The organism is Bacteroides difficilis, from assembly GCF_048319815.1.
Taxonomy (GTDB): domain Bacteria; phylum Bacteroidota; class Bacteroidia; order Bacteroidales; family Bacteroidaceae; genus Bacteroides; species Bacteroides zhangwenhongii.
Genome location: NZ_CP182814.1, coordinates 4,933,203 through 4,958,451, shown reverse-complemented (window position 1 = coordinate 4,958,451; position 25,249 = coordinate 4,933,203). Strand labels below are relative to the sequence as shown.

The window sequence follows — 25,249 nt, the reverse complement described above, 5'->3', positions numbered from 1 at the left end:
GCGTATGAAGAAACTGTTTTCAATCTTGGCAGTTGCGGCAACGGTGTTGCTGACTGCCTGTGACGAGCATCAGGACTTTCCCGACACAGCCATGAAGGTCACCCATATCTTGACCACTGACGGCAAGGTGATGCCCTACGAAACCTACGAGCAATCGTGCAAGCAAGCCATTGCAGTGGTGTTCAACGTCAATCAGAGGGAAGAAATGGAGGGAAACGGATATGCCGTCTATCTGTGGGACATCGCTCCCGAAGCCTTTGCTGACAGTATCGGTGTGGAACAGGACACATCCTGTGACCTCACCGCCTACGACGGCAACAAGAACACTTTTGCCCTTTATGGCACGACCGATGTGAAGTCGCCTTTGGCTGAGCGTGTCTTCGACATGTGGCGTTACGGGCAAAGTGCCTATATCCCCAGTGTGGCACAGATGCGTCTGCTCTATCATGCCAAGGACATCATCAACCCATACATCCTGAAATGCGGCGGCACACCTATCCCCGATGAGGATGATGACTGTTGGTATTGGACTTCAACGGAGGTAGAAGGACAAGCGACCGCCAAGGCATGGCTTTACTCACTGGGAAGCGGTGCCATACAGGAGACTCCCAAGTGGCAGCCGCATAAGGCGAGACCCATCATCACGATTATGGATTAGCCCATATACAGACATCGAGTATCACCCGTATCATCATCAAAGTACAACAATTAAAAAAGAAAAAGCATGAAAAAGAATTTGTTTCTAATGTTGGGACTTGGAGCCATGCTCCTCACGTCCTGTGACCAAGACATCGTCAATGAGATTTACCTGCCCGGTGGCGGAGGTTCTGTGGTCGTGACCGACAGCACATCAACCAAGCAGCTTCAGGTATTCACCAATCTGGAGATGCTGCAACCTGCCGTTTCCACACGAGCCGTTGACAACCAGTGGGAACTCAATGATATGATTGGCATCTCTTCCACAGGGATGATCAACAATATGAAGTTCACCCGAAGCGGCGGCACGAATCAGTTTGTGTCAGCCAACAAGGTGTTTTTCACGGACACAGACACTCACACCTTCAATGCCTACTATCCCTATACGGCAAATCCTACCAACGACCTCATAGAGTTCCAAGTGCCGGAGGCAGCTGTACAGAGTGAGCAGAAGGTCAATGATTTTCTGTTTGCCAGTGGAGCGGCATCATACGCCAATCCGAGCCTTACATTGAACTTCACCCATCAGATGGTGCGTGTCATCATCAAGGTCTATACCTCACCAGAATACGGTTTCACCACCAATGATTTTGCAGGAAGCCTACTCACGTTCGTCGGTTATTTTGACAGCGGTACTTTCAACATCAAGACCGGAAAGGTAGAATGCAGTGACGAGTCGGTGACGACCTATTATTTCGGCGACCCACAAAGTGACCACATGGAATATACGCTTTATGTTCCTGCACAGGTTATGCCAGACATGACATTGCAACTCAGCAATGGGGAGAACTTCGTATTCCTCACAAACGACACGTGGAAAGCGGGTCATTCCTACAGCTATTCATTGAAGCCTGTACGCAACACCTTGGAGGTCATATCTGCAACTATTTCTCCGTGGACAGTAGAGTCTGAGAAGACCATCAACGGCTACGAATAAAACTCATAAGAGGATTGGAGGGTGTCCACCGTGGCATCCTTCATCTTTTCTCATTATCACCCAACATCATCGTAAAGTAAATGGAAGAAAGCAAAGAGTTACAGGGTTTTTACAAGATATTCAGGGCGGTGATTTATGTCTCCATCCTGATGGAGTTCTTCGCCTACGCACTGGAGCCGGAGCAGTTGGACTTCTTGGGCGGCGTAGTGACGGATATCCACACTCGCATCAAGCGGTGGATGATTTACCATGACGGCAACCTCGTGTATAGCAAGGTGGCTACGTTCCTGCTGATATGTATCACCTGTGTGGGAACGCGCAACAAGAAGCATCTGGAGTTTGACGCTCGCAGGCAGGTGCTCTATCCGCTGCTGTCGGGAGTGCTGCTGATTGTGCAGTCCGTATGGCTGTTCGGTCATTCGATAATGCCCTGTTTCTATACCCTCCGTTTGAACACTTGGCTCTATATGCTCACTTCCATCGTCGGTGTCGTATTGGTGCATATCGCCCTCGACAATATCTCTAAGTTCCTGAAGGAAGGGCTGCTGAAAGACCGCTTCAACTTCGAGAATGAGAGCTTTGAGCAATGCAGGGAGTTGCAGGAGAACAAGTACAGCGTGAACATCCCTATGCGCTATTATTACAAGGGCAAGTTCCGCAAGGGATGGGTGAACATCGTCAATCCGTTCCGTGGCACATGGGTTGTGGGTACTCCTGGTTCTGGTAAGACCTTCTCCATCATCGAGCCGTTTATCAGGCAGCACAGCGAGAAGGGCTTTGCCATGGTGGTGTACGACTATAAGTTTCCCACTCTCGCCACCAAACTCTACTATCATTACTTGAAGAACAAGAATGCCAAGGACAGCAAGATGCCCCATGGCATGAAGTTCAACATCATCAACTTTGTGGATGTGGAGTATTCGCGCCGTGTGAACCCCATCCAGTTGAAGTACATCAACAACCTTGCCGCAGCGAGCGAGACCGCCGAGACCCTGCTTGAATCCCTGCAAAAAGGCAAGAAGGAAGGCGGCGGTGGCAGCGACCAGTTCTTCCAGACCTCTGCCGTCAACTTCCTTGCCGCCTGCATCTATTTCTTCTGCAACTACGGCAAGGAGCCCTACGACAAGGACGGAAAGATGCTGATTGCCGAGCGGCGTGAAGACCCAAAGACGAAAAGGCTGATACCCACAGGACGGGTGTTCGACCATTCGGGCGCGGAGGTGCAGCCCGCTTATTGGTTGGGCAAGTACAGCGACATGCCACATATCCTATCGTTCCTCAATGAGAGTTATCAGACCATCTTCGAGGTACTTCAGACCGACAACGAGGTAGCCCCCTTGCTTGGCCCGTTCCAGACTGCCTTTGCCAACAAAGCCATGGAGCAGTTGGAAGGTATGATTGGCACGCTACGTGTCTATACCTCCCGTCTCGCCACCAAGGAATCTTACTGGATATTCCACAAGGACGGCGATGACTTCGACCTGAAGGTCAGTGACCCGAAGAATCCAAGTTATCTGCTCATTGCCAACGACCCCGAGATGGAGAGCATCATCGGTGCACTGAATGCCTTGATTCTCAACCGCCTTGTAACGAGGGTGAATACAGGACAGGGCAAGAACGTTCCTGTCAGCATCATCGTCGATGAGTTGCCGACCTTGTATTTCCACAAGATAGACCGACTGATAGGCACAGCCCGAAGCAACAAGGTGAGCGTGGCACTTGGCTTTCAGGAACTTCCGCAGTTGGAAGCCGATTATGGCAAGGTGGGTATGCAGAAAATCATCACCACCGTGGGCAATGTGGTGAGCGGTTCGGCAAGAGCCAAGGAAACCCTCGAATGGCTGTCGAGTGACATCTTCGGTAAAGTAGTGCAACTCAAAAAGGGCGTGACCATCGACCGTGACAAGACCTCCATCAACCTCAATGAGAATATGGACAGCCTGGTGCCTGCAAGCAAAATCTCCGATATGCCCACAGGTTGGATATGTGGACAGACCGCCCGTGACTTCGTAGTCACCAAGACCGGGATGAACGGAAGCATGAACATCCAGGAGAGCGAGGAGTTCAAGACATCCAAGTTCTACTGCAAGACCGACTTCGATATGACGGAAATAAAGAAGGAGGAATCGGAGTATGTCCCTCTCCCTAAGTTCTATAAGTTCAAGTCGAAAGAAGAGCGAGAGCGCATCCTCTACAAGAACTTCGTTCAGGTTGGGGAGGACGTGAAAGCCATGATTAAAGAGATTCAGCAGTTCCGCACTATGATGTAGTGATATTGATTAGAGTGCGGTGAGACATCGCACCTCCTATATAAAATAATGTAATGAGAAGATACATCATCGTACTATTGAGCATGTTGGCCATCTGTAGCGTGCCCTGTCAAAGCCAAACCATTGACAGGGCACTGTTTGAACGGATGGTAGCCATTACCAAACACTTCGAGGGTTGGCACGACCCAAAGACCACACCGGGCTATGTGGGCTATGGTCACCAGCTACAGAAGGGAGAGCGTTTCCCGAAAACACTGACACGTCAGCGTGCAGATTTGCTGTTACGGACAGACCTCCTCCGGCACCTGCGCCTATATGCCCGTTATGGCAGGGATGCTTATCTGCTTGCCACCCTCTCGTACCAGATTGGACCAGCCAAGTTGTTAGGCAATGGACGATACCCGAAAGCGTCCCTGCTCACCCGATTGGAACGTGGCGACAGGGACATCCTGCCACTCTATCTGAGCTATTGCAAATGGAGGGGAAAAGCAGTGGCATCCATTAGGAAACGGAGGTGGGTGGAATATCAGCTGTTGTATGCCGAGCGGTGAGGCACCATCCCTCCTATACCTGTTTGTCTGTCACTTATATTATATATAAAGGTAATAATTGCAATTTCAATGTTAAAGTCAGAGCATTATGGCATCCATCAAATTAAAGTTCAGAACATCATCTGTTCAAGAGAAAGAGGGTCGCCTGTATTATCAGGTGATACACAATCGTGTGGCACGTCAGATCCATACAGAGTACAGAATCTATTCCTCAGAGTGGGATGCGGACCATTCAAACATCATTTTGCCAACTTCCGTCACTCCACAACGTCAAGCCTATCTTCTTTCCTTGAAAGATACATTGGATGCTGACAGGAAGAAACTGCTGTTGGTCATTGCACGGTTGGACAAGGAAGGGCAGTCATATACAGCAGACACCGTCGTTGACAACTTCCATGAGGGAAAAGAATTACATGGCATTATCGGCTATACGCTGGAGTTGAACGAAAAACTGAGACGCATCGGCAAGAAGCGGATGGTAGCAAGGTACAAAACCACCCTCAACAGCCTCCAGCGTTACCTGAAAGGAGGCGATGTGCCATTGGAGGAAGTCGATGGGACAACGATACAAGGCTATGAACAGTGGCTGAAAGACAGCGGACTGTGCCGCAACACCACCTCTTTCTACATCCGCAACCTGCGCACCATCTACAATCATGCCGTAGATGACGGACTGGTCATCTCTTCCTCACCGTTCAAGCATGTATATACCGGCATCGACAAGACCGTCAAGCGGGCACTCCCCTTGGAAATCATCAAGCAACTGAAAGAGCTGGACTTGAGTCTGAACCCCCGTTTGGAGCTTGCAAGGGATATGTTCCTGTTCAGTTTCTATACCCGTGGGATGTCGTTCATCGATATGGCACAACTTACACCAAGCAATCTGCATGGCAGTACGCTCATTTACCGCCGTCAGAAGACCTCACAACAGTTGCACATCAAATGGGAACCTGCCATGCAGGAGATAGTGGCGAAGTACAAAACAGATGATTCTCCCTACCTGCTCCCTATAGCAAAAGGAGAGGGAGCCATATTCTGGAGACAGTACAAGAATGCCTATAGCCGTATCACCAAGCAGTTGAAGAAAATCGGAGAAATGATAGGCCTGTCCGTACCCCTGACCACCTACGTAGCCCGCCACTCCTGGGCAAGCATAGCCAAGAGCAAGAACGTGCCCGTATCTACTATCAGCGAGGCATTGGGGCATGACTCCGAGAAAACCACACAGATATACCTCTCCTCATTGGACACCTCTGTCGTTGACAACGCCAACAATCTCATCATCAATTCTCTTTAGGAGGTGCAGCGTCTCACTGCACCTTTATTTCAATATTTATAACTATTGTATTGCGGTGTGATACCGCAACTATAATAAAAAAGTCGGGGATTGTTGAGCAAAAAGGTGTTTCTCTCTTTAAGAGAAACTCTTCGGGATGCAAAAATATGAAAATAACTCCAATTCACCAAATTATATAGCGACTTTTTTACAAAAATGCTAAAATTTGTTGATTTCCGTCAAGCAATTGTTGAGCAAATATGTCTTTTACGATAAAATGATACCTCAATATCAACTGTTTAGCAAAACGATATTTCTCTTAAAGAGAGAAACATCTTTTGCATACCTTTTCCGACCGAATTTTTATGTCGTAAAGAGGGGCTTTGCAGGGGGTGGACTCAGAAAGATGAGAATAGATGACTATTGTAGTTGAAACACATAGAAAGTTGCTGATATACAGACCGATACGCATATCGGGATGAACCATGAGTACGTTCTTTTCTCAAAAAACACATGTCAAAACAGTATGGTGAATGTATTGGACAAGGATAAGATACTGTGGTATGTCATGCGGGTCTACAAGAACGAGAATACTGCCGAAGATCGGCTCTCTAATGAAACGTATGGCTTAGAGTATTTCATACCCAAGCAGAAAGTCCTTCGCACTGTCAAGGGCAAGAAAGTCTTTTTCATGGTACCCGTCATCCATAGTCTGGTGTTTGTGCATGCAAGTCATCAGAAGATTGTTGATTTCAAACACAATTATTATTACGACCTACAGTTTGTCACATGGAAAAGTGGCGGAGAACTTGTCTATCTGACTGTACCTGATGAAGACATGACCAACTTCATCAAGGTGTGCAAGCAGGCAGATGAAGAGGTACACTTCTACAAAATCAGCGAAATCAACAAGGAAAAAGATAAAATCAACATTGAAAAAGGTAAAAGAGTAAGGGTACATGGCGGACCGTTCGACCAGGTGGAGGGCTACTTCATAAAAGTGGCAAAAAAGAGAGGTCGGCAGCTTGTCGTCATTATTCCCGACCTACTGGCGGTTTCAGCTGAGGTGAAGCCGGAATATATTCAAATCATAGACTGAGATTATGGAAACACGAATTACCCCCCCCCCGAATTGATTGATACAGAGGGATTAGTACAGGACAGACCGACACAAACGGCCTATTAAAGTTAGATAGAGAATGAGTTTAATTTGGATTGTCAACATCCTGTCGGTATTCTTCCTGTGCGTGTTTTTCGCAGGAATCGTGATACCGCAGATTCTGCTCATCGCCTTCCGCAGGCGACTGTTCGACGAGCCGGACGAGCGGAAGATACATCAGTGTGTAGTGCCTCGCCTTGGCGGTATGGCCTTCAAGCCCGTAGTGTTCTTCTCCTTTGTCCTGCTTTTGGCGGTCAATGTCTCAACCGGACATGATGAGCTGCTTAAGGAAATAGGCGCAGAAGCGTTGCCATTGGCATACGCCTTCTGCGCCATCATCATGTTGTACCTTGTCGGCATTGCCGATGACCTTATCGGTGTGCGCTACCGTGCCAAGTTCTTTATCCAGATAGTCTGCGGCATCATGCTGGTGGCTGGCGGAGTGGAACTGTCCGACCTTCACGGAATGCTGTTCATCCATTCCATGCCGTCGTGGATTAGCATCCCTCTCACCGTTTTCGTTACGGTTTTCATCATCAATGCCATCAACCTCATCGACGGCATCGACGGACTGGCCTCTGGGCTGTGCAGCATTGCCTTCCTGTTCTACGGGATGACCTTCATCTGGTTCCACCAGTATCTCTATGCCATGCTTGCCTTCGCTACTTTGGGCGTACTCATACCATTTTATTATTACAAGGAAATATATATCGAAACCGAACGAATTATCATTCGAAATTTCAAACAGAAGGATGCCGAAGGGTTGTTGGAGTATCTTTCCCATCCGCGTGTGAATTGCTTTGCCGGAGACCGCCTTTGTTCCAGAGAGGCGGCATGGGCATATATGCAGTATTCCCCGAAAGACATGCTGCGCTATGCGGTGAGTCTGAAAAAAGATGACTTTATTATCGGTGACGTGTTCGCTTTGCGTGAGAATGAAGACACTTATAATGTGGGGTGGCATTTCAACAAACGTTTTGAAGGCAAAGGATTCGCTTGTGAAGCGGCAGCCGGATTGTTGGATTATCTTTTCCGAGAGGCGGGCGCACGGCGTATCTATGGATTTGTGGAAGATGACAATATCCGCTCCAAACGCTTATGCGAACGTCTTGGTATGCGCCGCGAAGGATGTTTCAAAGAGTTTGTGACATTCGTAAACAATCCTGACGGCTCCCCAAAATATGAAGATACCTGTGTTTATGCCATTCTCGAAAAAGAGTGGAATACCATCCGTCAGTGGTGACACACCAAACCTATTATGAATTAATACAAAACAAGAAGAAAATATGAACAAGCAATTCATTATCACGAATTTCGCCGCATTTGCTCTCATGCTGTTCCTGCCGACCGGATGCAGGCAGGCGGACGGCAAGCAGGATGCGGTGCAGAGTTATCGGGTCATAAAGGTCGCGGCAAGTCCGGTGGAAATCTCCGAGTCCTATTCCGCCGCCATACGCGGACGGCAGGATGTGGACATCCTGCCGCAAATATCCGGGCGCATTATCCGTCTGAAAGTGAAAGAGGGTGAACGGGTGAAGACCGGTCAAGTATTGGCTGTAATTGACCAAGTGCCCTATCGGGCGGCATTACGCACGGCGCAGGCCAATGTCAGCGCGGCACAGGCAAAAGTGGAAACGGCAAGAATCGAGCTGCGGGGCAAGCAGGCATTGTTTGACGAGAAGGTCATATCCGACTACGAGCTTTCTCTCGCCCGGAACCAACTGGCAGTGGCGTGTGCTGAACTCGAACAGGCAAAGGCACAAGAATCGGATGCACGCAACAATCTCTCCTATACGGAAATCAAAAGCCCGAGCAACGGAGTAGTAGGCACATTGCCCTATCGCATCGGTGCGCTTGTCGGTCCCAATATGGCACAGCCTTTCACGGTCGTGTCCGACAATGCGGAGATGTATGCCTATTTCTCCATTTCGGAGAATATGCTACGGCGATATTTGGCTCGCTATGGCTCGATTGACAGCATGATAGCCGGGATGCCGGAAGTGGGCCTGCAACTCAACGACGGCAGCCTGTACAAGGCGAAAGGACGTATTGAAACCGTAAGCGGCGTGGTGGATCCTGTTACCGGAACGGTACAAATCAAAGCCCTGTTCCCCAATCCCGACCGCGAACTGTTGAGTGGCAGCATCGGCAATGTCATCCTTCAAAACCCGAAAACGGAGGCCGTAACCATTCCCATGACCGCCACCGTGGAACTGCAGGACAAGATTATCGCTTACCGTCTGAAAAACGGACAGGCGGAAGCCGCCTATCTCACGGTGGACCGCCTGAACGACGGCAACCGGTTTATCGTAAAAGAAGGTCTTTCGGTCGGTGACACCATTGTCGCCGAAGGCGTGGGACTGGTGAGAGAAGGCATGAGCATAACCCCTAAAAACGAAACGAAATGAACCTGCGATTTTTTATAGACCGCCCGGTGTTTTCGGGCGTTATCTCGGTGGTGATTGTACTGTTGGGCATGATTTCCATGTTTTCCTTGCCGGTGGAACAATACCCCGACATCGCACCTCCGACCATCAACGTATTCGCAACTTATCCTGGAGCAAACGCTGAAACTGTGCAGAAGGCAGTGATAACCCCTCTGGAAGAAGCCATCAACGGCGTGGAAGACATGACCTATATGACTTCCACGGCATCGAATACGGGCGATGCTTCCATCAACATCTATTTCAAGCAGGGAACCAACGCGGACATGGCGGCGGTAAACGTGCAGAACCGCGTGAACGGCGCGCTGAGCCAGCTTCCGGCGGAAGCCACCAAGACCGGTGTCACCACTGAAAAGCAGCAGAATGCCGAACTGATGACTTTCGCGCTCTATTCGCCCGATGACCGCTTCGACCAGACCTTCCTGAACAATTACGTGAAAATCAATGTCGAGCCGAGGCTGAAACGTATCAGCGGCGTGGGAAAGGCACAGTTGTTCGGTTCCAACTACAGCATGCGACTTTGGCTGCGTCCCGACAAGATGGCGCAATACGGGCTTATCCCCGATGACATATCCACCGTACTCGCACGACAGAACATCGAGGCCGCCACCGGCTCCTTCGGTGCCAATCATCCTACCGCCAATGAATACACGATGAAATACCGCGGACGCTTGTCCGGCGCGGAAGAGTTCGGTGAGTTGGTCATCAAGTCACTGCCGGGCGGCAATGTGCTTCGGCTGAAGGAGGTTGCCGATGTGGAACTGGGCGATGAATACTACAACTATTCCTCCGAAGTGAACGGGCATCCGGCAGCCATGATGCTCATCAACCAGAAAGCCGGGTCCAATGCTTCAAGCACCATCAAGGAGATTCACGAAGTGCTTGACGACCTCAGCCGGGACTTGCCCGAAGGGACGGAATTCGTGGTGCTTACCGATACCAACAAGTTCCTGTATGCTTCCATCAATTCTGTTATCCGGACACTTATTGAAGCGATACTTCTGGTTATCGTGGTGGTATATGTATTTTTGCAAGATATTAAGTCCACGCTTATTCCTACGATATCCATTTTCGTCTCCATTATCGGTACGTTCGCCGTGATGTCCATGATCGGCTTCTCCGTCAACCTGCTCACCCTGTTCGCGCTTGTGCTTGCCATCGGAACTGTGGTCGATGATGCCATTGTGGTGGTGGAAGCGGTGCAGGCGAAGTTCGACGAGGGCTATCAGTCTGCGGTTCTCGCGGCTGATGATGCCATGAAAGGCGTTTCGTCGGCTATCCTGACCTCTACCATCATCTTTATGGCAGTGTTTTTCCCCGTTGCCATGATGGGCGGGACTTCGGGAGCGTTCTACACGCAGTTCGGTATCACGATGGCTGTTGCCGTGGGAATCTCGGCAGTCAATGCCTTCACACTCTCACCGGCACTTTGCGCGCTGCTGCTGAAACCCTATATCGATGAGCAGGGCAACACCAAGAACAATTTTGCAGCCCGTTTCCGTAAAGCGTTCAATGCCGTCTTCGACCGTCTGAGCCGACGCTATGTACGTGGAGTGATGTTCATTATCCATCGCCGATGGCTGTTGTGGAGCATCATAGGCATTTCTTTCGGGTTGCTGGTGCTGCTGGTCAATGTCACAAAGACGGGACTTATTCCCGAAGAGGACACCGGGACGGTCATGGTGAGCATGAACACGAAGCCCGGCACATCCATGGCTCAGACAAGTAAGGTGATGGAGCGTATCAACAGCCGTCTCGACAGCATCGGCGAGATTGAATACAGCGGTGCGGTCGCCGGTTTCTCTTTCAGCGGTTCCGGTCCCTCGCAGGCGATGTATTTCGTGACACTCAAAGACTGGGAGCAGCGTAAGGGAGAGGGGCAGTCGGTCAATGATGTCATCGGAAAGATTTATGCCGCCACTTCGGATATTCCCGATGCCACGGTGTTCGCCATGTCGCCTCCGATGATTGCCGGGTACGGCATGGGAAACGGTTTCGAGCTTTATTTGCAGGACAAGGCGGGCGGAAACATCGCCGCCTTCAAGGAAGAGGCAGACAAGTTTGTCGAAGCCTTGTCGCAGCGACCCGAAATCGGCGAAGTCTATTCCTCCTTTGCCACGGATTATCCGCAATACTGGGTGGATATCGATGCCGCCAAATGCGAACAGTCGGGTGTGTCGCCCGCAGATGTGCTTTCCACATTGTCGGGCTATTATACCGGACAATATGTTTCCGACTTCAACCGGTTCTCCAAGCTCTACCATGTGACCATGCAGGCTCCGGCGGAATATCGTGTGAATGCGGAATCCCTGCACCACATGTATGTGCGTGCCACCGATGGCGGCATGTCGCCTTTGAGCCGGTTCGTGCGCCTGACCAAGACCAACGGCCCGTCAGACCTCACCCGTTTCAACCTGTTCAACGCCATCTCGATTAGCGGGTCTCCGGCTCAGGGCTACAGTTCGGGGCAGGTGCTCGAAGCCATCGGCGAGACGGCACGTGAAGTGCTTCCGTCAAATTACACATACGAGTTTGGCGGCATTTCGCGTGAGGAAAGCAAGACGACCAACAATGCCACGCTTATATTCCTGCTCTGCATGGTTCTGGTCTATCTGATTCTGTGCGCCTTGTATGAGAGCGTGTTCATACCCTTCGCGGTTCTGTTGTCGGTGCCTTGCGGACTGATGGGCAGTTTCCTGTTTGCGTGGCTCTTCGGTCTGGAGAACAACATCTACATGCAGACCGGACTTATCATGATTATAGGCCTGCTTGCCAAGACAGCGATCCTGCTTACCGAATACGCCGGTAAACGGCGGTCGGAAGGCATGACGCTGGCACAGGCGGCATACAGTGCGGCAAAAGTCCGCCTGCGCCCCATATTGATGACTGTGTTGTCCATGGTGTTCGGTCTTGTCCCGCTGATGATGGCGCACGGAGTGGGTGCCAACGGCAGCCGTTCGCTTGCCACAGGTGTAATCGGTGGAATGATTGTAGGTACTTTGGCTCTGTTGTTCCTTGTGCCGTCATTGTTTATTGTATTCCAATATATCCAAGAACGTGTTAAGCATAATTAAATGAAGAAGACAGTAATATATATCATATTGTCGGGATGGATGCTTGCCGGCTGTGGCACATACAGCCGGTATCATCGCCCTGACCTCTCAACGGAGAATCTGTATCGGGACATGCCGGCGGACATTGATACAATGACCATCGCGTCCCTGTCGTGGCGGGAAATGTTTACCGACCCGAAACTCCAGTCCTTGATTGAAACCGGACTTGAACGGAACGCAGACCTCAATGTGGCACGGTTACGCGTGGAAGCGGCAGAAGCCGTCCTGATGACTGCCAGACTATCATATCTTCCATCACTGGGACTGACTGCCGAAGGTAATGCCAATAAACATGACGGAGCAACGGCAAAGACATATAATGTGGGAGCGTCGGCAAGCTGGGAACTGGACATCTTCGGCAAACTTACGGCGGCAAAGCGTGGCGCAGCCGCCGCATTACAAGGAAGCCGTGCCTACCGGCAGGCCGTACAGACACAGCTTGTCGCCACTATTGCAGACAGTTACTACACCCTTGCCATGCTTGACGCACAAATGACAATAAGTAACCGGACTTTGGAGAACTGGCGGACTACCGTACGCACTCTTGAAGCGTTGAAAAAAGTGGGGAAATCAAACGAGGCTGGCGTATTGCAGGCAAAGGCGAACGTGATGCGACTCGAAGCATCCCTGTTATCCATACGCAAGAGTATTTCCGAAACAGAAAACGCCCTGTCTGCGATACTTGCCATGCCGTCACACTCGATTGGACGAAGTGATCTGGCCGAGGCTGCTTTCCCCGATACTGTCTCGATCGGAGTCCCTTTGCAACTGCTTTCCAACCGTCCCGACGTGCGTCAGGCTGAAATGGAACTGGCGCAAGCATTCTACGCCACCAATGCGGCCCGTGCCGCCTTCTATCCCAATATTACCCTCTCGGGAATTCTTGGATGGACTAATAACGGCGGTGGCGTAATCGTAAATCCCGGACAATGGTTACTTAATGCCATCGGTTCCCTGACACAGCCGTTATTCAACCGGGGCGTAAACATCGCCAACTTGAAGATAGCCAAAAGCCGTCAGGAAGAAGCCAAACTGTTGTTCCGGCAATCATTACTGAACGCAGGAAAGGAAGTGAACGATGCTCTGACCGCATGGCAGACGGCAAAATCGCAAATTGAAATCAATGCTCGGCAGGTTGAAACATTATGCGACGCTGTGCGAAAGACAGAATCGCTGATGCGTCATTCCAATACCACCTATCTGGAAGTGCTGACCGCCAAACAGTCTCTTCTCGAAGCGGAAGTGCAACAGTTACAAACTCGTTTTGAACGCATACAAAGTATAATTAAACTTTACCATGCGTTGGGAGGAGGAATGTAACTTTACAAGAATTATAACCTAATACTGAACCATGTTGTGTAATTTTTATATTTCAGTCGTCATAAACTTATAAATAAGTAATTTAGTATGCAAAAACAAATTAAAAAGTCTTCTCTTTTTTTGAAGAGAAGCAACACCTGACCCACTTCGCTACCGAACAGGATGTAGCAGAAGAATTGTTTGAGTTACTCTTAGAAGCGAGAGAACTCTATCTTCAGGATGTGATTTTGAATGGCAAGCGGTATGACCGCTATGTGGATGACTTCATCAACAGTCATCGGTATATCAACTGCAACAGTGCAATTTGCCGAAACTGCCACGAGATGAACATCCACATCGTCAAGGGACTGCTGAACGAATGCGCCCACCTTATCCAGCCTCTTTTTGAGGCATCCGACTTCTCCTTTGAGAAGTGTATGGAGTTACAAAGGAAGTATGACCGCTCGGAACCGTTGCCGCCATACAGTTGGCACGGAGCAAGGGGGCTTTTGTGTATGGCATCTGCAACGTCGTGGGTGCCTCTATCCCAAGAAATACGGATTCCGGGACATACATCCATGTAGGACCTGAGATAGGTGTGGCTTCTACCAAGGCTTTTACAGGACAGGTAACGGTGCTGATGCTGCTACTTTTTGTTGCTCAGGAACTTATAAATAAAGTTAAATCAAAGTGTTGCGGAATTAAGGATTATGAATGGTGCAAATCATAGAATGGATGGAATCACAACCTATCCCTTTAATATCTTTGGCTGTGGATGGGAAAAGGTTACTCCTACAATAGAACAACTTCCTTTTAAGGGAGATACTGTGATTGGTAATGATGTCTGGATTGGTCAAAATGTAACCATTATGCCAGGTGTTATAATTGGTGATGGTGCGATTATTGCCGCTAATTCAACAGTAGTGAAAAGTGTTGAACCCTATTCAATATATAGTGGGAATCCAGCTAAGTTTATCAAAAAACGCTTTAGTGACGAAAAGATTGAATTCTTACTAAAGCTAGAGTGGTGGAACTGGAGCGGAGAGGAAATATTTGATAATCTTGAAATTCTAACATCCGAAGCAGGGTTAGAGGAATTAATGAATAAATATTCGAAAAGAGATGCAATAAATTAAGGAGGTTTTCTAATGAACAAAGTAAATATAAAAGATAGTCAAAATTTTATTACTTCAAAATATCACATAGAAAAAATAATGAATTGCATAAGTTTAGATGAAAAAGATAACATCTTTGAAATAGGTGCAGGGAAAGGTCATTTTACTGCTGAATTGGTAAAGAGATGTAATTTTGTTACGGCGATAGAAATTGATTCTAAATTATGTGAGGTAACTCGTAATAAGCTCTTAAATTATCCTAACTATCAAATAGTAAATGATGATATACTGAAATTTACATTTCCTAGCCACAATCCATATAAAATATTTGGCAGCATACCTTACAACATAAGCACAAATATAATTCGAAAAATTGTTTTTGAAAGTTCAGCCACAATAAGTTATTTAATAGTGGAATATGGTTTTGCTAAAGGGTTATTAGATACAAACAGATCACTAGCATTGCTGTTAATGGCAGAGGTAGATATTTCTATATTAGCAAAAATTCCTAGGTATTATTTCCATCCAAAACCTAAAGTGGATAGCGCATTAATTGTATTAAAAAGAAAGCCAGCAAAAATGGCATTTAAAGAGAGAAAAAAATATGAAACTTTTGTAATGAAATGGGTTAACAAAGAGTATGAAAAACTGTTTACAAAAAAACAATTTAATAAAGCTTTAAAACATGCGAGAATATATGATATAAACAATATTAGTTTCGAACAATTTGTATCGCTATTTAATAGTTATAAAATATTTAACGGCTAAAAACAATAGGCCACATGCAACTGTAAATGTTTAGTTATAGGTAGGGTAGCATAAGTTAAAATGCTATTCTGCCTTTTAAAAGTATGGTATACATTCGTAAGCGTCCAATAACAAGGTGTATCGCATCTATCTAGTCCTCCAGTTATACTGTATTCAAACAGAAGATTGGAGGTTTTTTATGATGAAACAACCCATTGTCCCTCTAGCGATGCCCAAAACTGGCACGCAACACTTTAAACAACGAACTAAAAATGAGCTCTTACTTCGTTGTAAAGTGGGATCGATTGAGCTCAGCTTTTTCTCATCACTTGACGTATCTCAACGAAATGAAATTTTAGAGAAGGTGTTCGCTTATGGGACTAAACTTAAGTGATCTGGGGCCCGTCTACATTGTTTGTGGGAAAACGGATTTACGAAAAGGAATCGATTCACTGGCTTACCTCATTCAGTCACAATTCGCTTTAGACCCTTTTTCAAAATCCGTCTTTCTTTTTTGTGGTGGAAAAAGTGATCGATTTAAAGCCCTCTACTGGGATGGTGAAGGCTTCTGGTTGCTTTATAAACGTTTTGAAAATGGACAACTAACTTGGCCAAGAAATACTACGGAAGTTCAGGCTTTAACGCCTGAACAAGTCGAATGGTTAATGAAAGGATTTTCTATTACACCTAAAATTTTAGAGAGTCAAAGTCGTCATTTCTATTGAAATGTCGGCTTTTTTTCGCGTATAATAAAGAAAAATCTTGAGGAGTTAACGAAGATGTCATCATCAGAAAAAACGATTGAAAGACTGACAAAAACAATTGAAGCAATGTCTAATGAACTTGCGCTTTTACGTGAACAAGTCGCTTACCTTACCAAAAAACTTTATGGTAAATCCTCTGAAAAGCGTGACTATAACCAGAATCAATTGAGCCTGTTTGATGACGTGGAACTGCCTGAAGAAGAAAGTGACTGTCCCAGGTAACTTAGAAGAAGAAACCATTACTTATCGTCGGAAAAAAGCGAAAGGCAAACGACAAGCCATTTTTCAGCAATTTAAACCAGAGGTCATCCACCATGAATTGATGGGAGAGGCTTGTACCTGTCCAGATTGTCATGAAAGGTTAAAAGAAATCGGCTCGTGTGTGCAACGACAAGAATTAATCTATGTTCCTGCACAGTTAAAACGAGTGGATCATATTCAGCATGCCTATAAGTGTGTTGCCTGTAGCAAGAAAAATGCGACAGATAAAATCATCAAGGCCCCTGTACCCAAAGCGCCCTTGGCGCATAGTCTTGGTTCAGCTTCTATTATTGCGCACACCATTCATCAGAAATTCACACTGAAAGTGCCAAACTATCGACAAGAAGCGGATTGGCAGAAAATGGGGCTACCGATTAGCCGTAAGGAGATAGCTAATTGGCATATCAAGTCTAGTCAGTATTATTTCGAACCGCTCTATGAGCTACTACACGAAAAATTATTAACACAAGACCTTCTTCATGCGGATGAAACAGCTTATAGAGTTTTAGAAAATGAGACTCCCTTGACTTATTACTGGACATTCCTGTCAGGAAAACAAGCAGCACAGCCAATCACGCTCTATCATCATGATCAACGCAGAAGTGGCTTAGCTGTTCAAGAATTTCTCGGCGAATATGATGGCTATGTTCACTGTGATATGTGGTCAGCGTATCGCCAACTACCTAAAGCAAAGTTAGTAGGTTGTTGGGCACATGTACGCCGAAAATTTTTTGAAGCAACGCCGAAACAGGCAGATAAGCAGTCATTGGGGCGCAAGGGATTAGCCTATTGTGACCAGATGTTTTCACTAGAAGCCTCTTGGGCTGAGCTGCCTTCAGCTGAAAGATTGTGCAAGCGCAAAGAAAGATTAGCGCCATTGATGACAACGTTCTTTGATTGGTGTCGCAATCAATCAGTGCTCCCAGGATCGAAGTTAGGCCGTGCGATCACCTATGCCTTGAAATATGAGGAAACATTTAAAACAGTTTTAACAGATGGTTCCTTAGTATTATCCAATAATCTGGCTGAGCGTGCGATTAAAGGATTAGTCATGGGACGTAAGAATTGGCTTTTCTCTCAAAGTTTTGAAGGAGCCAAATCTAGCGCGATCATCCTGTCACTTTTAGAAACTGCCAAACGAAATGGCTTAGACTCAGAGAAATATCTCACCTATCTTTTGGAGAAGTTGCCAAATGAAGAGTCTTTCGCAAAAAAAGCAGCTCTAGAAGCTTATTTGCCATGGTCAGAAACTGTACAAGCAGATTGTAAATAAAGAAAAGAATCTCCAAAGTCGAGTGACTTTGGAGATTTTCAATATACCTCGTTATTGGGCGCTTACATACATTCCAGAGAGAGATTGGATATGTTCCCGTATACCGATAGTGCCAAAAGCGAAGTGGATATGTTTCCGAGAACGGACGTACTCAAATGACATTCATTCTGTCCTCTCAAGCCATGTGGAGACGGTTGTTCTTCTGTCAAGGAATCAGTAAAAAAGTCCTAAAACAGCCTATAAATAAAGGGATTTCGAGAGATTTGCCGATTTTGGCAGTCTCCTGGGATCCCTTTTTTCGTGTTTTGACAATAGCGTCATAGTCTGCCTTTTGATAGGTTGAGACAAGAAACTACTTTTTTGACGATTGAGACAATAGGACTATTGTCAGGTTAAAGTCCGTTTTTTGGTACAGATGGCTTGATATTATTATACTGTCCAGAGTAGCAAACCGATTGATTTTAGACTAAAAATAGGGTAAAATTAGTCCATCACTAGAAGGAGAATGGGATATGGATGAGAGAATATACTTAGACACCTATCTTTTGCAGCAGGACATGCGAGTTCGCTTGCCGAAGTCGGTAATCTCCAATTTAGGGGTCGAAAAAGGAAAAACAAAGTTTGATATTTATTTGGACTCAAAAGAGCATTGCTTAATATTTAAAATCCACGATGAGGAGAAGTCTGAAAATGAGTAAAAAACTTATAGCCGTTTCCCTGTTTACCGGAGCCGGTGGCATGGATGTAGGCTTTGAACGACCCGGGATTAAGGTTGTATTTGCAAATGAGGTTATGAAAGAAGCAGCTCAGACTTATATACTGATTGATTTCCGTGCCTTCTATGGCTTGGATAAATTTAGCTTGAAGCAAATCGACCAGTATGTTTGGCAGATCGGGAAGGATTACTTCCCGAAGAACTACGGAAAGAAAGTATTTTGTCTTTAATCGATAAAAGGAGTGTGTTCGTATGGTAGATAATGTAATTCAAATAGTAACAGAGAAATTATCTTCTTTGCCTTGCATAGAAGGCATTGTATTAGGGGGCTCACGTGCAAGAGGCACCCATACAGAGGATTCTGATATAGATATCGGAATCTATTACAATTCAGAATCATTTGACCTGACAGCGATTAATCAAATTGCTACAGAATTGGATGATGAGAATAGAAACGACCTTGTTGTACCTCCCGGAGCGTGGGGGGATTGGGTTAATGGCGGCGGATGGTTAGTTATAAACGGGTATCATGTTGACTTGATTTTACGTGATATAAAACGGGTGGAACAAATAATCAAAGATACGGAGCAAGGAATTGTTACTGCCAATTATCAGACTGGGCATCCCCATGGTTATATAAGTGCTATGTATCGTGGAGAATTGGCGATCAGCAAGATACAATATGCTAAGAATGAAAGCTTATGCGAATTAAAAAATCAGGCAGAAATTTACCCTGGTGCTCTAAAGAAGAGCTTGATAAACTTTTTTATATTTGAAGCAGAGTTCTCTTTAATGTTTGTAAAAGCAAATGCGGGAGCAGAGGATAAATATTATATTGCAGGCCATGTTTTTCGTATTATTTCATGCTTAAATCAAGTACTATTTGCATGCAATAATGCTTATTGCATTAACGAAAAGAAAGCTATAAAACTGCTTGAAACTTTTGAATATAAACCTGAAAAATATGCCGAAAGGGTTAATCATATTTTTGAAGTACTCGGTCTTTCACTTTTTGAATGCTACGATATGACCGAGAAGCTTTATAAAGAAGTGAAAAAAATTGCAACGGAGATAAATAACTTTTTAAACGAGGGGAATTCAGATGAAAGAAAACAAATATGATGATAATATATTTTTTCAAAAATACAGTCAAATGAGTCGCTCACAGCAGGGACTAGCCGGTGCAGGAGAATGGGAAACATTGAGAAAGCTGCTGCCGGATTTTAAAGATAAGCGTGTGCTTGATTTAGGATGCGGCTATGGATGGCACTGTATTTATGCGATGGAACACGGTGCTTCTTCTGTTGTAGGTGTTGATATTTCTCATAAAATGCTCGAGGTAGCCAAAGAAAAAACACATTTTCCACAGGTTGAATATAAATGCTGTGCTATAGAAGATGTGGAATTCCCAGAGGAGAGTTTTGATGTAATATTAAGTTCACTTGCGTTTCACTATGTAGCAGATTATGAGATTTTAGTAAAAAAGATATATAGAATACTGAAGTCTGGTGGTAAGCTAGTTTTTACGGTTGAACATCCTGTTTTTACTGCCTATGGAACACAAGACTGGCATTATAACGAAAAAGGAGAAATACTGCATTTTCCGGTGGATAATTATTATTATGAGGGCAAACGGACAGCTGTGTTTTTGGGAGAAAAGGTTACAAAATATCATAGAACACTGACCACATATCTAAATACACTGCTTTCAAATGGTTTTATAATAAATCAGATTGTGGAGCCGCAGCCGCCGGAAAACATGATGGATATTCCGGGGATGCAGGATGAAATGCGCCGTCCCATGATGCTGATTGTAGCGGCCAACAAAAAAATGGATAGATAGAACTAAAACACCTATAAGGTATAAATGGAGGTAATTTATGTTTAAAGAAAAAATTATTATAGAGATGAAAGAAGTATTCAAAGAAATTCCTTTTGGCATAGAGCATACTCTTAAAGTTTTGAAAAATGCAGAAGATATAATGAACGGAGAAAATATCGGAGAGGAAGAAAAAGAATTCATCAGTATTATTGCTATACTACATGATATTGGTGCGGTTGAAGCACAAAAAAAATACGGTTCTATTGATGGTGTCTATCAAGAAAAGGAAGGACCAGCAGTAGCGAAAGAAATATTAAAAAAGGTAGGCTATAACAAAAATATTGATAGAATATGCTTTATAATAGGCAACCATCATACTCCATCTAAAATTGATGGACTTGATTTTCAAATACAATGGGAAGCTGATTTGCTTGAAAATTTAACGGTTATGGATAAAGAAAAAGAACAGGAAAAGATAAAAAAGTGTATAGGTGAAAACTTTAAAACAAACACAGGAAAAAGGATAGCTTATAATCGCTTTATTTTAGATTAGTAGTAGATTATTACAGTTATGTATTTTACTCAAGTTTCGGATTTAGGTTTTATGCAGTCTGAGCGATCAGTTGCATGGCCTTGAACCTGCGGTTATCCCGTATAATTTGCTCCATCAATTCGTTCTCGTCAATGGTAAAAATCTCAGCCACGATTGCTATTACATCAATAATGATTGACCAGATCTTTTCCACGACGGTGAGCTCGTGTACGCCTTCATATATATCGGCGAACAATCCTCCAATGGTCTCTTCACCATGCTCTTCAGGCGCTCAAGCTTGGATACGAAATACTCTTCCTTGCGTTTTTCGGTCTGGCAGTCTCTGTCACGCTTGCGGTTGTAGCGCCTCTCGCGCTGCCGGGCCGTAAGACCTTGTTCCTTGCCATCGACCTTCCCTCTCTCGCCGTGAATCGAGAAGTCCACGACAAATTGAGAGCGGCCGTCGCTCCAGCACAGGGCCAGCAGCTTGTAGCCGAGAATGCACCGCTGAAACACGTGCGAGAATATCTTGCCAATACACTCCATCCTCAATCCGGTCTTCGGCAGGTCGGAATCATCCACAATAAGCACTGCCGGAAGATGGCTCTTTTGATAGTCTTTCCTTATGGTCACGGCCTTGATGAGATGACAGGCGATGTGCCAGATGATGTTGCTAGTCTATATTGTCCTTGGCCATAAACGAATAGAGTAGGTCCTTCTTACCCCCGAACAGTTTCGAGATTGACGATCCGGCATAATGAGAAAAACCCGGGACGGCCATAAACGGCAGAATCAATATGATCTGGAAAAGTTGAAGGTTGGTAAGCTGACAGTTCTCACGTTTTTTCCCTCCGAGATCTTTGTCTGAAATCCTCATTCCCTCAAGGAGGGTCATAAACTTGGAAAATGCGGGATTGATTCGTTTTCCCGTGAAAAAGTTGCGGATCTCCGATGGAATTTTTGTAATTTTGCTCATGGCTTTGAGTGATTGTAATTAGTTGTTTGGGCACCTCTAAATTACTAAATTTCCGTGACATACGGAAATCCTCAAAGCCTTTTTTATGCCCAAATCTATCCTCTCAACCTAAATCCGAAACTTGAGTAAATTATAATTATGAGATGCTACGTGCTTTTGTTCAATATACCCTAAACGTCGATTTAAATGCGCCTGTGATAAAGGATTTAGTTGAAAAGTATAAGGATATAGAACAATTTAATAGGAGCATAACAGATAAATACGTTGCAATATGTAAACGCTTTTAATATTTGAATTTAGCCGTTTATGTAGAATGAAGGTGTGCAAACAAACAGACCCTGAAAAGGGTCTCACCCCCGTTAACCGCAATGTCAAAGACTTGCGGATGGCCAGATGACTCCTATACATCCGACCCCAACGGGGTCGAACCATATAATCTGTAGAAAGGTTCGACCTCCGTTGGGGTCGTGGATTGGGAAGGCACTTCGACCCGCACATTGTATCATGTGCGGTTACTTGAAGTTCGACTCCCGTTGGGGTCGATGGCTCGTCGTTATTCTGAATCTTAGCAAATCCTCTCTTTTTTAATGAACTGTGTGCTTGATCACTGAAAATAATCCTTATTTTTGCCACGAGAGTTTTACGAAAGATAAATAGATAAAGTATTGGAAAAGAAACATAACTGTCAGCAGTGCCCACTGAGGCGGCGATACGACCGTTCACCCAAGTCATTGTTGGGTCGTTTTTGGCGATGGCACATCAATTTCTGTCCGGGATGGAAAGCCTATTTCCTGTCGCTGAGCGAAGAGGAACGGCATGTATTGAGAAAGCAATACGCTTTTCATAAGCCTCAAATCCGCAACTAAGTCCTTCATCGTCCTATTTACGTGTACACGTTCTCTCATTACTGAATTATTAGATAAATTGAGGCTGAAATACCCACTTCTGCCTACAATACCCCCTTACCCCACAATGCGACTTGAGACAATACGCAGTATCATACCCATAAGTTGTAGTCGTCATCCAAAATCAGTCTGGAATACATCTGCGTAAGCATTATTACAGGTATAGATATTCAGCACATACCACCTTGATGTTCTGATCCATTTGGCTGGTACAGAGACAAATCTGAAGACAAACGCTTTTATGCGACTTGTTTTATTGGGTCCGAACCTCTTTACGTCAAGTCTTTGGATAATGACCTTGTAGAAGTTACGGATAAGTGCTGTAAGAAGAAGGAACACTGTGTTCTCTGCCATGAAGGATTTGGGCAATCTGGACCATCCGAAACCATTGTTCATGTCATCGAAGATGCGCTCCTTTCCTCCGCGGAGGTTATAGAACTCGACAATCTCTCTTACGGAAGGCTCGTAGTCGTTGGTCAGGATGCAGCGGTATGTGTATTCTCCTTCCCAGAGGTCAAGCTCACCGTCCATCCGTTTCCGCCTTTGAATCACAAGCCGGTATGTCTTGCCTTTCCACTTCTCTACAAGAATGGAATTCAGCTCAAACTCAATGCCGTTGATTTCTCCCCTCTTCCAGCCTCTGAGAGCGAAGAGGTCATTGTAGAGCGAACTACAGCGGTTGGCACGGATATAGAAGGTCTTGCAGTGGGTGGCAACCTCTTCCACGATCTCTTCAGAGCACGAGCCGCAATCAGCTCTGAAACGATTGATAACAAGATTGTTCTGTTCAAACCTTTCGAAGAATCTCTTCAGCGTGTCCTTCTGATGGAAACGGACGTTTGTGTTGCCGTCGCTGTTCTCAATGCCGACAATCAAATCTCCAATAACCGCCACACCTGGTCGATAACCAAGGAACTTCTTGTATGTATGCTTTGCATCATATTTCTCTGTTTCTATGAACTGGTGGTCGAAATCAACATCATACATCTCACCCTCTTTCAGCTGACCAGCTGCACACATACAATTGAGCAGTAAGGTATTGAGGGTGTCAGCCGTATTGAAATCGTAGTTCTTACCCGTATCTGACGTGTATGAAATGTTCTCCTGCGTCAGTTCCTTTATCGCTCTGAGGATAGTGTCAGAGCTGCAGGTACGAAGTGTCGGATGAAGCGAGAGATGGGGCATCAAATGAGTTGTGACATCCTCAATACATGAGCCGCCACAGAAGTAGATGCTCATGAGAGAACGGATGATTTCGCTGTATTGATAACCATACAGCCTGCATCTTAGACCGAGGGTTGTGTCAATTACATATGACAATGTGGAGTCAAATTGCTCCATCATTGCAAATATTCCTCCAAAAGGAGTGAGTTTCTCAGATTTTATTGCTTTCTTTGCCATGTCTGTCGGGTTTGATACATATTTTGATTTGCAACACTAAGATAGGTGAAAAATCTGACATGACAAAATCCTGAGCAACTTTTTGTTGCTCAGGTACTTAAAAAGTTATATTTATAATAGTGTTGCGGAATTAAGGTATATAAAAGATGTGTTGGGACTTGCTGACAAAATCAAGAACTTGTCGAAGATATACACCTATGCCCGCAACTTCCTTTATCTCGGTCGTGGGTACAACTACCCCACCGCCCTTGAAGGTGCGTTGAAGCTGAAAGAAATATCCTATATCCATGCGGAGGGTTATCCTGCTGCGGAAATGAAGCATGGACCGATTGCACTTGTAGATAGCGAGATGCCCACGGTGGTCATTGCTCCAACGGACTCGCTGTATGACAAGATAATCAGTAATGTAAGGCAGGTGAAGGCGCGTGGCGGTACGGTTGTCGCCATCATTACCAAGGGCAATGACGCAATGAAGGACATCGCCGACCATTGCCTTGAAGTGCCCGACGTACCCGAATGCCTTACACCTCTCGTTGTTTCCGTCCCATTGCAGTTGCTGGCCTATTACATCGCCATCAACAAGGATAGGAATGTTGACCAGCCAAGAAACCTTGCTAAATCAGTTACCGTAGAATGAATAGAATATTATCACTTATTGTTACCATCCTCTTTGCGTTGTGCATTGAGGCTGGCATCTTTATGCTTATTGCCCACTGGTGGGGCATGACTGCGGCCATTACCGTGATAGCCATTGAATGTGTGTTAGCCTTATGGACAGTTTACGAAATGAGACATGCGAGTGATGAACCAGTTGATGAATAACATTGCAGGCTGTGGTTAGAACGAAAAAGGCTAAAAACAAAAGGACGGGTCGATGATTCGTCCTATTTTTGTGTCTTTTTGGTGGCGAAATGTAGCGATTTAGCAAAATAAACATAAATTCCAGTGATATTCAGCATGAAAATTCGCCCATTTAAGTGAAAATGTGTAATT

22 protein-coding genes and 4 pseudogenes are annotated in these 25,249 nt (G+C 45.6%); 24 read left to right on the top strand and 2 right to left on the bottom strand.

Features of this window, described 5'->3' with window-relative positions; genetic code table 11:
* Positions 1-4 precede the first annotated feature (4 nt).
* The 21 genes and pseudogenes from ACNOGP_RS19535 to ACNOGP_RS19435 all read left to right on the top strand — a co-directional run bounded on the left by ACNOGP_RS19535 (position 5) and on the right by ACNOGP_RS19435 (position 20,995).
* Positions 5-658, top strand: a complete 654-nt coding sequence (locus ACNOGP_RS19535) for a hypothetical protein (protein ID WP_005816136.1) — start codon at positions 5-7, stop codon at positions 656-658.
* Positions 659-724: 66 nt separating this feature from the next.
* A complete protein-coding gene (locus ACNOGP_RS19530; RefSeq protein ID WP_005816138.1) occupies positions 725-1,633 on the top strand; it encodes a fimbrillin family protein in 909 nt (302 codons plus the stop codon).
* 80 nt (positions 1,634-1,713) lie between these two features.
* Complete coding sequence (locus ACNOGP_RS19525) at positions 1,714-3,903, top strand: type IV secretory system conjugative DNA transfer family protein (protein ID WP_005816140.1); 2,190 nt, start codon at positions 1,714-1,716, stop codon at positions 3,901-3,903.
* Between the two features lie 53 nt (positions 3,904-3,956).
* Positions 3,957-4,454, top strand: coding sequence for a hypothetical protein (locus tag ACNOGP_RS19520; protein ID WP_005816141.1), 498 nt, complete (start codon positions 3,957-3,959; stop codon positions 4,452-4,454).
* A gap of 88 nt (positions 4,455-4,542) precedes the next feature.
* Entirely contained in the window at positions 4,543-5,751 is a 1,209-nt protein-coding gene (locus ACNOGP_RS19515; protein WP_005816149.1) for a putative resistance-associated DNA invertase, read from the top strand.
* Between the two features lie 505 nt (positions 5,752-6,256).
* Positions 6,257-6,829, top strand: a complete 573-nt coding sequence (locus ACNOGP_RS19510; RefSeq protein ID WP_007837407.1) for a UpxY family transcription antiterminator — start codon at positions 6,257-6,259, stop codon at positions 6,827-6,829.
* A 100-nt stretch (positions 6,830-6,929) separates the two neighbouring features.
* Positions 6,930-8,132 carry a GNAT family N-acetyltransferase gene (locus tag ACNOGP_RS19505; RefSeq protein WP_008021343.1) on the top strand — a complete coding sequence of 401 codons (1,203 nt, stop codon included), beginning with the start codon at positions 6,930-6,932 and terminating at the stop codon, positions 8,130-8,132.
* A 43-nt stretch (positions 8,133-8,175) separates the two neighbouring features.
* A complete protein-coding gene (locus tag ACNOGP_RS19500) occupies positions 8,176-9,297 on the top strand; it encodes an efflux RND transporter periplasmic adaptor subunit (protein WP_005816213.1) in 1,122 nt (373 codons plus the stop codon).
* Positions 9,294-12,407, top strand: coding sequence for an efflux RND transporter permease subunit (locus ACNOGP_RS19495; protein ID WP_007837417.1), 3,114 nt, complete (start codon positions 9,294-9,296; stop codon positions 12,405-12,407). The genes ACNOGP_RS19500 and ACNOGP_RS19495 overlap by 4 nt, the downstream gene beginning before the upstream one ends.
* The gene (locus ACNOGP_RS19490; RefSeq protein ID WP_005816221.1) at positions 12,408-13,766 is read left to right on the top strand and encodes an efflux transporter outer membrane subunit; all 1,359 of its coding nucleotides are present in this window, start codon (positions 12,408-12,410) and stop codon (positions 13,764-13,766) included.
* Positions 13,767-13,903: 137 nt separating this feature from the next.
* A pseudogene (locus tag ACNOGP_RS19485) lies at positions 13,904-14,218 on the top strand (hypothetical protein); the annotation flags it as partial.
* Positions 14,215-14,412: pseudogene (locus tag ACNOGP_RS19480) on the top strand (SIS domain-containing protein); the annotation flags it as partial. The pseudogenes ACNOGP_RS19485 and ACNOGP_RS19480, both read left to right, overlap by 4 nt.
* Before the next feature lie 40 nt (positions 14,413-14,452).
* Positions 14,453-14,881 (top strand): annotated as a pseudogene (locus tag ACNOGP_RS19475) (CatB-related O-acetyltransferase); the annotation flags it as partial.
* Positions 14,882-14,893: 12 nt separating this feature from the next.
* Positions 14,894-15,628: a 23S rRNA (adenine(2058)-N(6))-methyltransferase Erm(G) gene (gene erm(G), locus ACNOGP_RS19470; protein WP_418213525.1), complete on the top strand. Its 735-nt coding sequence runs from the start codon at positions 14,894-14,896 to the stop codon at positions 15,626-15,628.
* A gap of 353 nt (positions 15,629-15,981) precedes the next feature.
* Positions 15,982-16,332 carry an IS66 family insertion sequence element accessory protein TnpB gene (tnpB, locus tag ACNOGP_RS19465; RefSeq protein WP_007897433.1) on the top strand — a complete coding sequence of 117 codons (351 nt, stop codon included), beginning with the start codon at positions 15,982-15,984 and terminating at the stop codon, positions 16,330-16,332.
* A gap of 54 nt (positions 16,333-16,386) precedes the next feature.
* The gene (locus tag ACNOGP_RS19460; protein ID WP_008144451.1) at positions 16,387-16,593 is read left to right on the top strand and encodes a transposase; all 207 of its coding nucleotides are present in this window, start codon (positions 16,387-16,389) and stop codon (positions 16,591-16,593) included.
* Complete coding sequence (locus tag ACNOGP_RS19455) at positions 16,550-17,905, top strand: IS66-like element short variant transposase (RefSeq protein WP_007897432.1); 1,356 nt, start codon at positions 16,550-16,552, stop codon at positions 17,903-17,905. Before ACNOGP_RS19460 ends, ACNOGP_RS19455 begins: the two co-directional genes overlap by 44 nt.
* 690 nt (positions 17,906-18,595) lie before the next feature.
* Positions 18,596-18,850: a DNA cytosine methyltransferase gene (locus ACNOGP_RS19450; RefSeq protein WP_007897429.1), complete on the top strand. Its 255-nt coding sequence runs from the start codon at positions 18,596-18,598 to the stop codon at positions 18,848-18,850.
* A 22-nt stretch (positions 18,851-18,872) separates the two neighbouring features.
* Positions 18,873-19,742, top strand: coding sequence for a nucleotidyltransferase domain-containing protein (locus tag ACNOGP_RS19445; RefSeq protein WP_007897428.1), 870 nt, complete (start codon positions 18,873-18,875; stop codon positions 19,740-19,742).
* On the top strand, positions 19,723-20,463 hold the full coding sequence (locus tag ACNOGP_RS19440) for a class I SAM-dependent methyltransferase (RefSeq protein WP_007897427.1): 741 nt from the start codon (positions 19,723-19,725) through the stop codon (positions 20,461-20,463). The genes ACNOGP_RS19445 and ACNOGP_RS19440 overlap by 20 nt, the downstream gene beginning before the upstream one ends.
* Positions 20,464-20,500: 37 nt before the next feature.
* The gene (locus tag ACNOGP_RS19435) at positions 20,501-20,995 is read left to right on the top strand and encodes an HD domain-containing protein (RefSeq protein WP_007897426.1); all 495 of its coding nucleotides are present in this window, start codon (positions 20,501-20,503) and stop codon (positions 20,993-20,995) included.
* Positions 20,996-21,154: 159 nt separating this feature from the next.
* Here the strand turns inward: ACNOGP_RS19435 and ACNOGP_RS19430 are convergent, their stop codons facing one another.
* The gene (locus ACNOGP_RS19430; RefSeq protein ID WP_007664626.1) at positions 21,155-21,607 is read right to left on the bottom strand and encodes a hypothetical protein; all 453 of its coding nucleotides are present in this window, start codon (positions 21,605-21,607) and stop codon (positions 21,155-21,157) included.
* A 1,008-nt stretch (positions 21,608-22,615) separates the two neighbouring features.
* Here ACNOGP_RS19430 and ACNOGP_RS19425 point away from each other — a divergent pair.
* Complete coding sequence (locus ACNOGP_RS19425; protein ID WP_007837439.1) at positions 22,616-22,816, top strand: hypothetical protein; 201 nt, start codon at positions 22,616-22,618, stop codon at positions 22,814-22,816.
* A gap of 153 nt (positions 22,817-22,969) precedes the next feature.
* Here the strand turns inward: ACNOGP_RS19425 and ACNOGP_RS19420 are convergent, their stop codons facing one another.
* The gene (locus tag ACNOGP_RS19420; protein ID WP_007664617.1) at positions 22,970-24,256 is read right to left on the bottom strand and encodes an IS1380-like element ISBaov1 family transposase; all 1,287 of its coding nucleotides are present in this window, start codon (positions 24,254-24,256) and stop codon (positions 22,970-22,972) included.
* Positions 24,257-24,395: 139 nt separating this feature from the next.
* On the opposite strand from ACNOGP_RS19420, the pseudogene ACNOGP_RS19415 reads away from it, so the two are divergent.
* A pseudogene (locus tag ACNOGP_RS19415) lies at positions 24,396-24,893 on the top strand (SIS domain-containing protein); the annotation flags it as partial.
* A complete protein-coding gene (locus tag ACNOGP_RS19410) occupies positions 24,890-25,078 on the top strand; it encodes a hypothetical protein (RefSeq protein ID WP_005816226.1) in 189 nt (62 codons plus the stop codon). The pseudogene ACNOGP_RS19415 and the gene ACNOGP_RS19410, both read left to right, overlap by 4 nt.
* The last annotated feature ends 171 nt before the right edge of the window (positions 25,079-25,249 follow it).

Excerpts from the sequence above, each read along its gene's own strand:
- tnpB (WP_007897433.1), top strand. The coding sequence starts at position 15,982 with ATGGGACTAAACTTAAGTGATCTGGGGCCCGTCTACATTGTTTGTGGG.
- ACNOGP_RS19450 (WP_007897429.1), top strand. The coding sequence starts at position 18,596 with ATGAGTAAAAAACTTATAGCCGTTTCCCTGTTTACCGGAGCCGGTGGC.
- ACNOGP_RS19410 (WP_005816226.1), top strand. The coding sequence starts at position 24,890 with ATGAATAGAATATTATCACTTATTGTTACCATCCTCTTTGCGTTGTGC.
- ACNOGP_RS19435 (WP_007897426.1), top strand. The coding sequence starts at position 20,501 with ATGTTTAAAGAAAAAATTATTATAGAGATGAAAGAAGTATTCAAAGAA.
- ACNOGP_RS19490 (WP_005816221.1), top strand. The coding sequence starts at position 12,408 with ATGAAGAAGACAGTAATATATATCATATTGTCGGGATGGATGCTTGCC.
- ACNOGP_RS19530 (WP_005816138.1), top strand. The coding sequence starts at position 725 with ATGAAAAAGAATTTGTTTCTAATGTTGGGACTTGGAGCCATGCTCCTC.
- ACNOGP_RS19515 (WP_005816149.1), top strand. The coding sequence starts at position 4,543 with ATGGCATCCATCAAATTAAAGTTCAGAACATCATCTGTTCAAGAGAAA.
- ACNOGP_RS19525 (WP_005816140.1), top strand. The coding sequence starts at position 1,714 with ATGGAAGAAAGCAAAGAGTTACAGGGTTTTTACAAGATATTCAGGGCG.
- ACNOGP_RS19520 (WP_005816141.1), top strand. The coding sequence starts at position 3,957 with ATGAGAAGATACATCATCGTACTATTGAGCATGTTGGCCATCTGTAGC.
- ACNOGP_RS19535 (WP_005816136.1), top strand. The coding sequence starts at position 5 with ATGAAGAAACTGTTTTCAATCTTGGCAGTTGCGGCAACGGTGTTGCTG.
- ACNOGP_RS19505 (WP_008021343.1), top strand. The coding sequence starts at position 6,930 with ATGAGTTTAATTTGGATTGTCAACATCCTGTCGGTATTCTTCCTGTGC.
- ACNOGP_RS19460 (WP_008144451.1), top strand. The coding sequence starts at position 16,387 with ATGTCATCATCAGAAAAAACGATTGAAAGACTGACAAAAACAATTGAA.
- ACNOGP_RS19440 (WP_007897427.1), top strand. The coding sequence starts at position 19,723 with ATGAAAGAAAACAAATATGATGATAATATATTTTTTCAAAAATACAGT.
- ACNOGP_RS19455 (WP_007897432.1), top strand. The coding sequence starts at position 16,550 with ATGACGTGGAACTGCCTGAAGAAGAAAGTGACTGTCCCAGGTAACTTA.
- ACNOGP_RS19420 (WP_007664617.1), bottom strand. The coding sequence starts at position 24,256 with ATGGCAAAGAAAGCAATAAAATCTGAGAAACTCACTCCTTTTGGAGGA.
- ACNOGP_RS19445 (WP_007897428.1), top strand. The coding sequence starts at position 18,873 with ATGGTAGATAATGTAATTCAAATAGTAACAGAGAAATTATCTTCTTTG.
- ACNOGP_RS19495 (WP_007837417.1), top strand. The coding sequence starts at position 9,294 with ATGAACCTGCGATTTTTTATAGACCGCCCGGTGTTTTCGGGCGTTATC.
- ACNOGP_RS19510 (WP_007837407.1), top strand. The coding sequence starts at position 6,257 with ATGGTGAATGTATTGGACAAGGATAAGATACTGTGGTATGTCATGCGG.
- ACNOGP_RS19500 (WP_005816213.1), top strand. The coding sequence starts at position 8,176 with ATGAACAAGCAATTCATTATCACGAATTTCGCCGCATTTGCTCTCATG.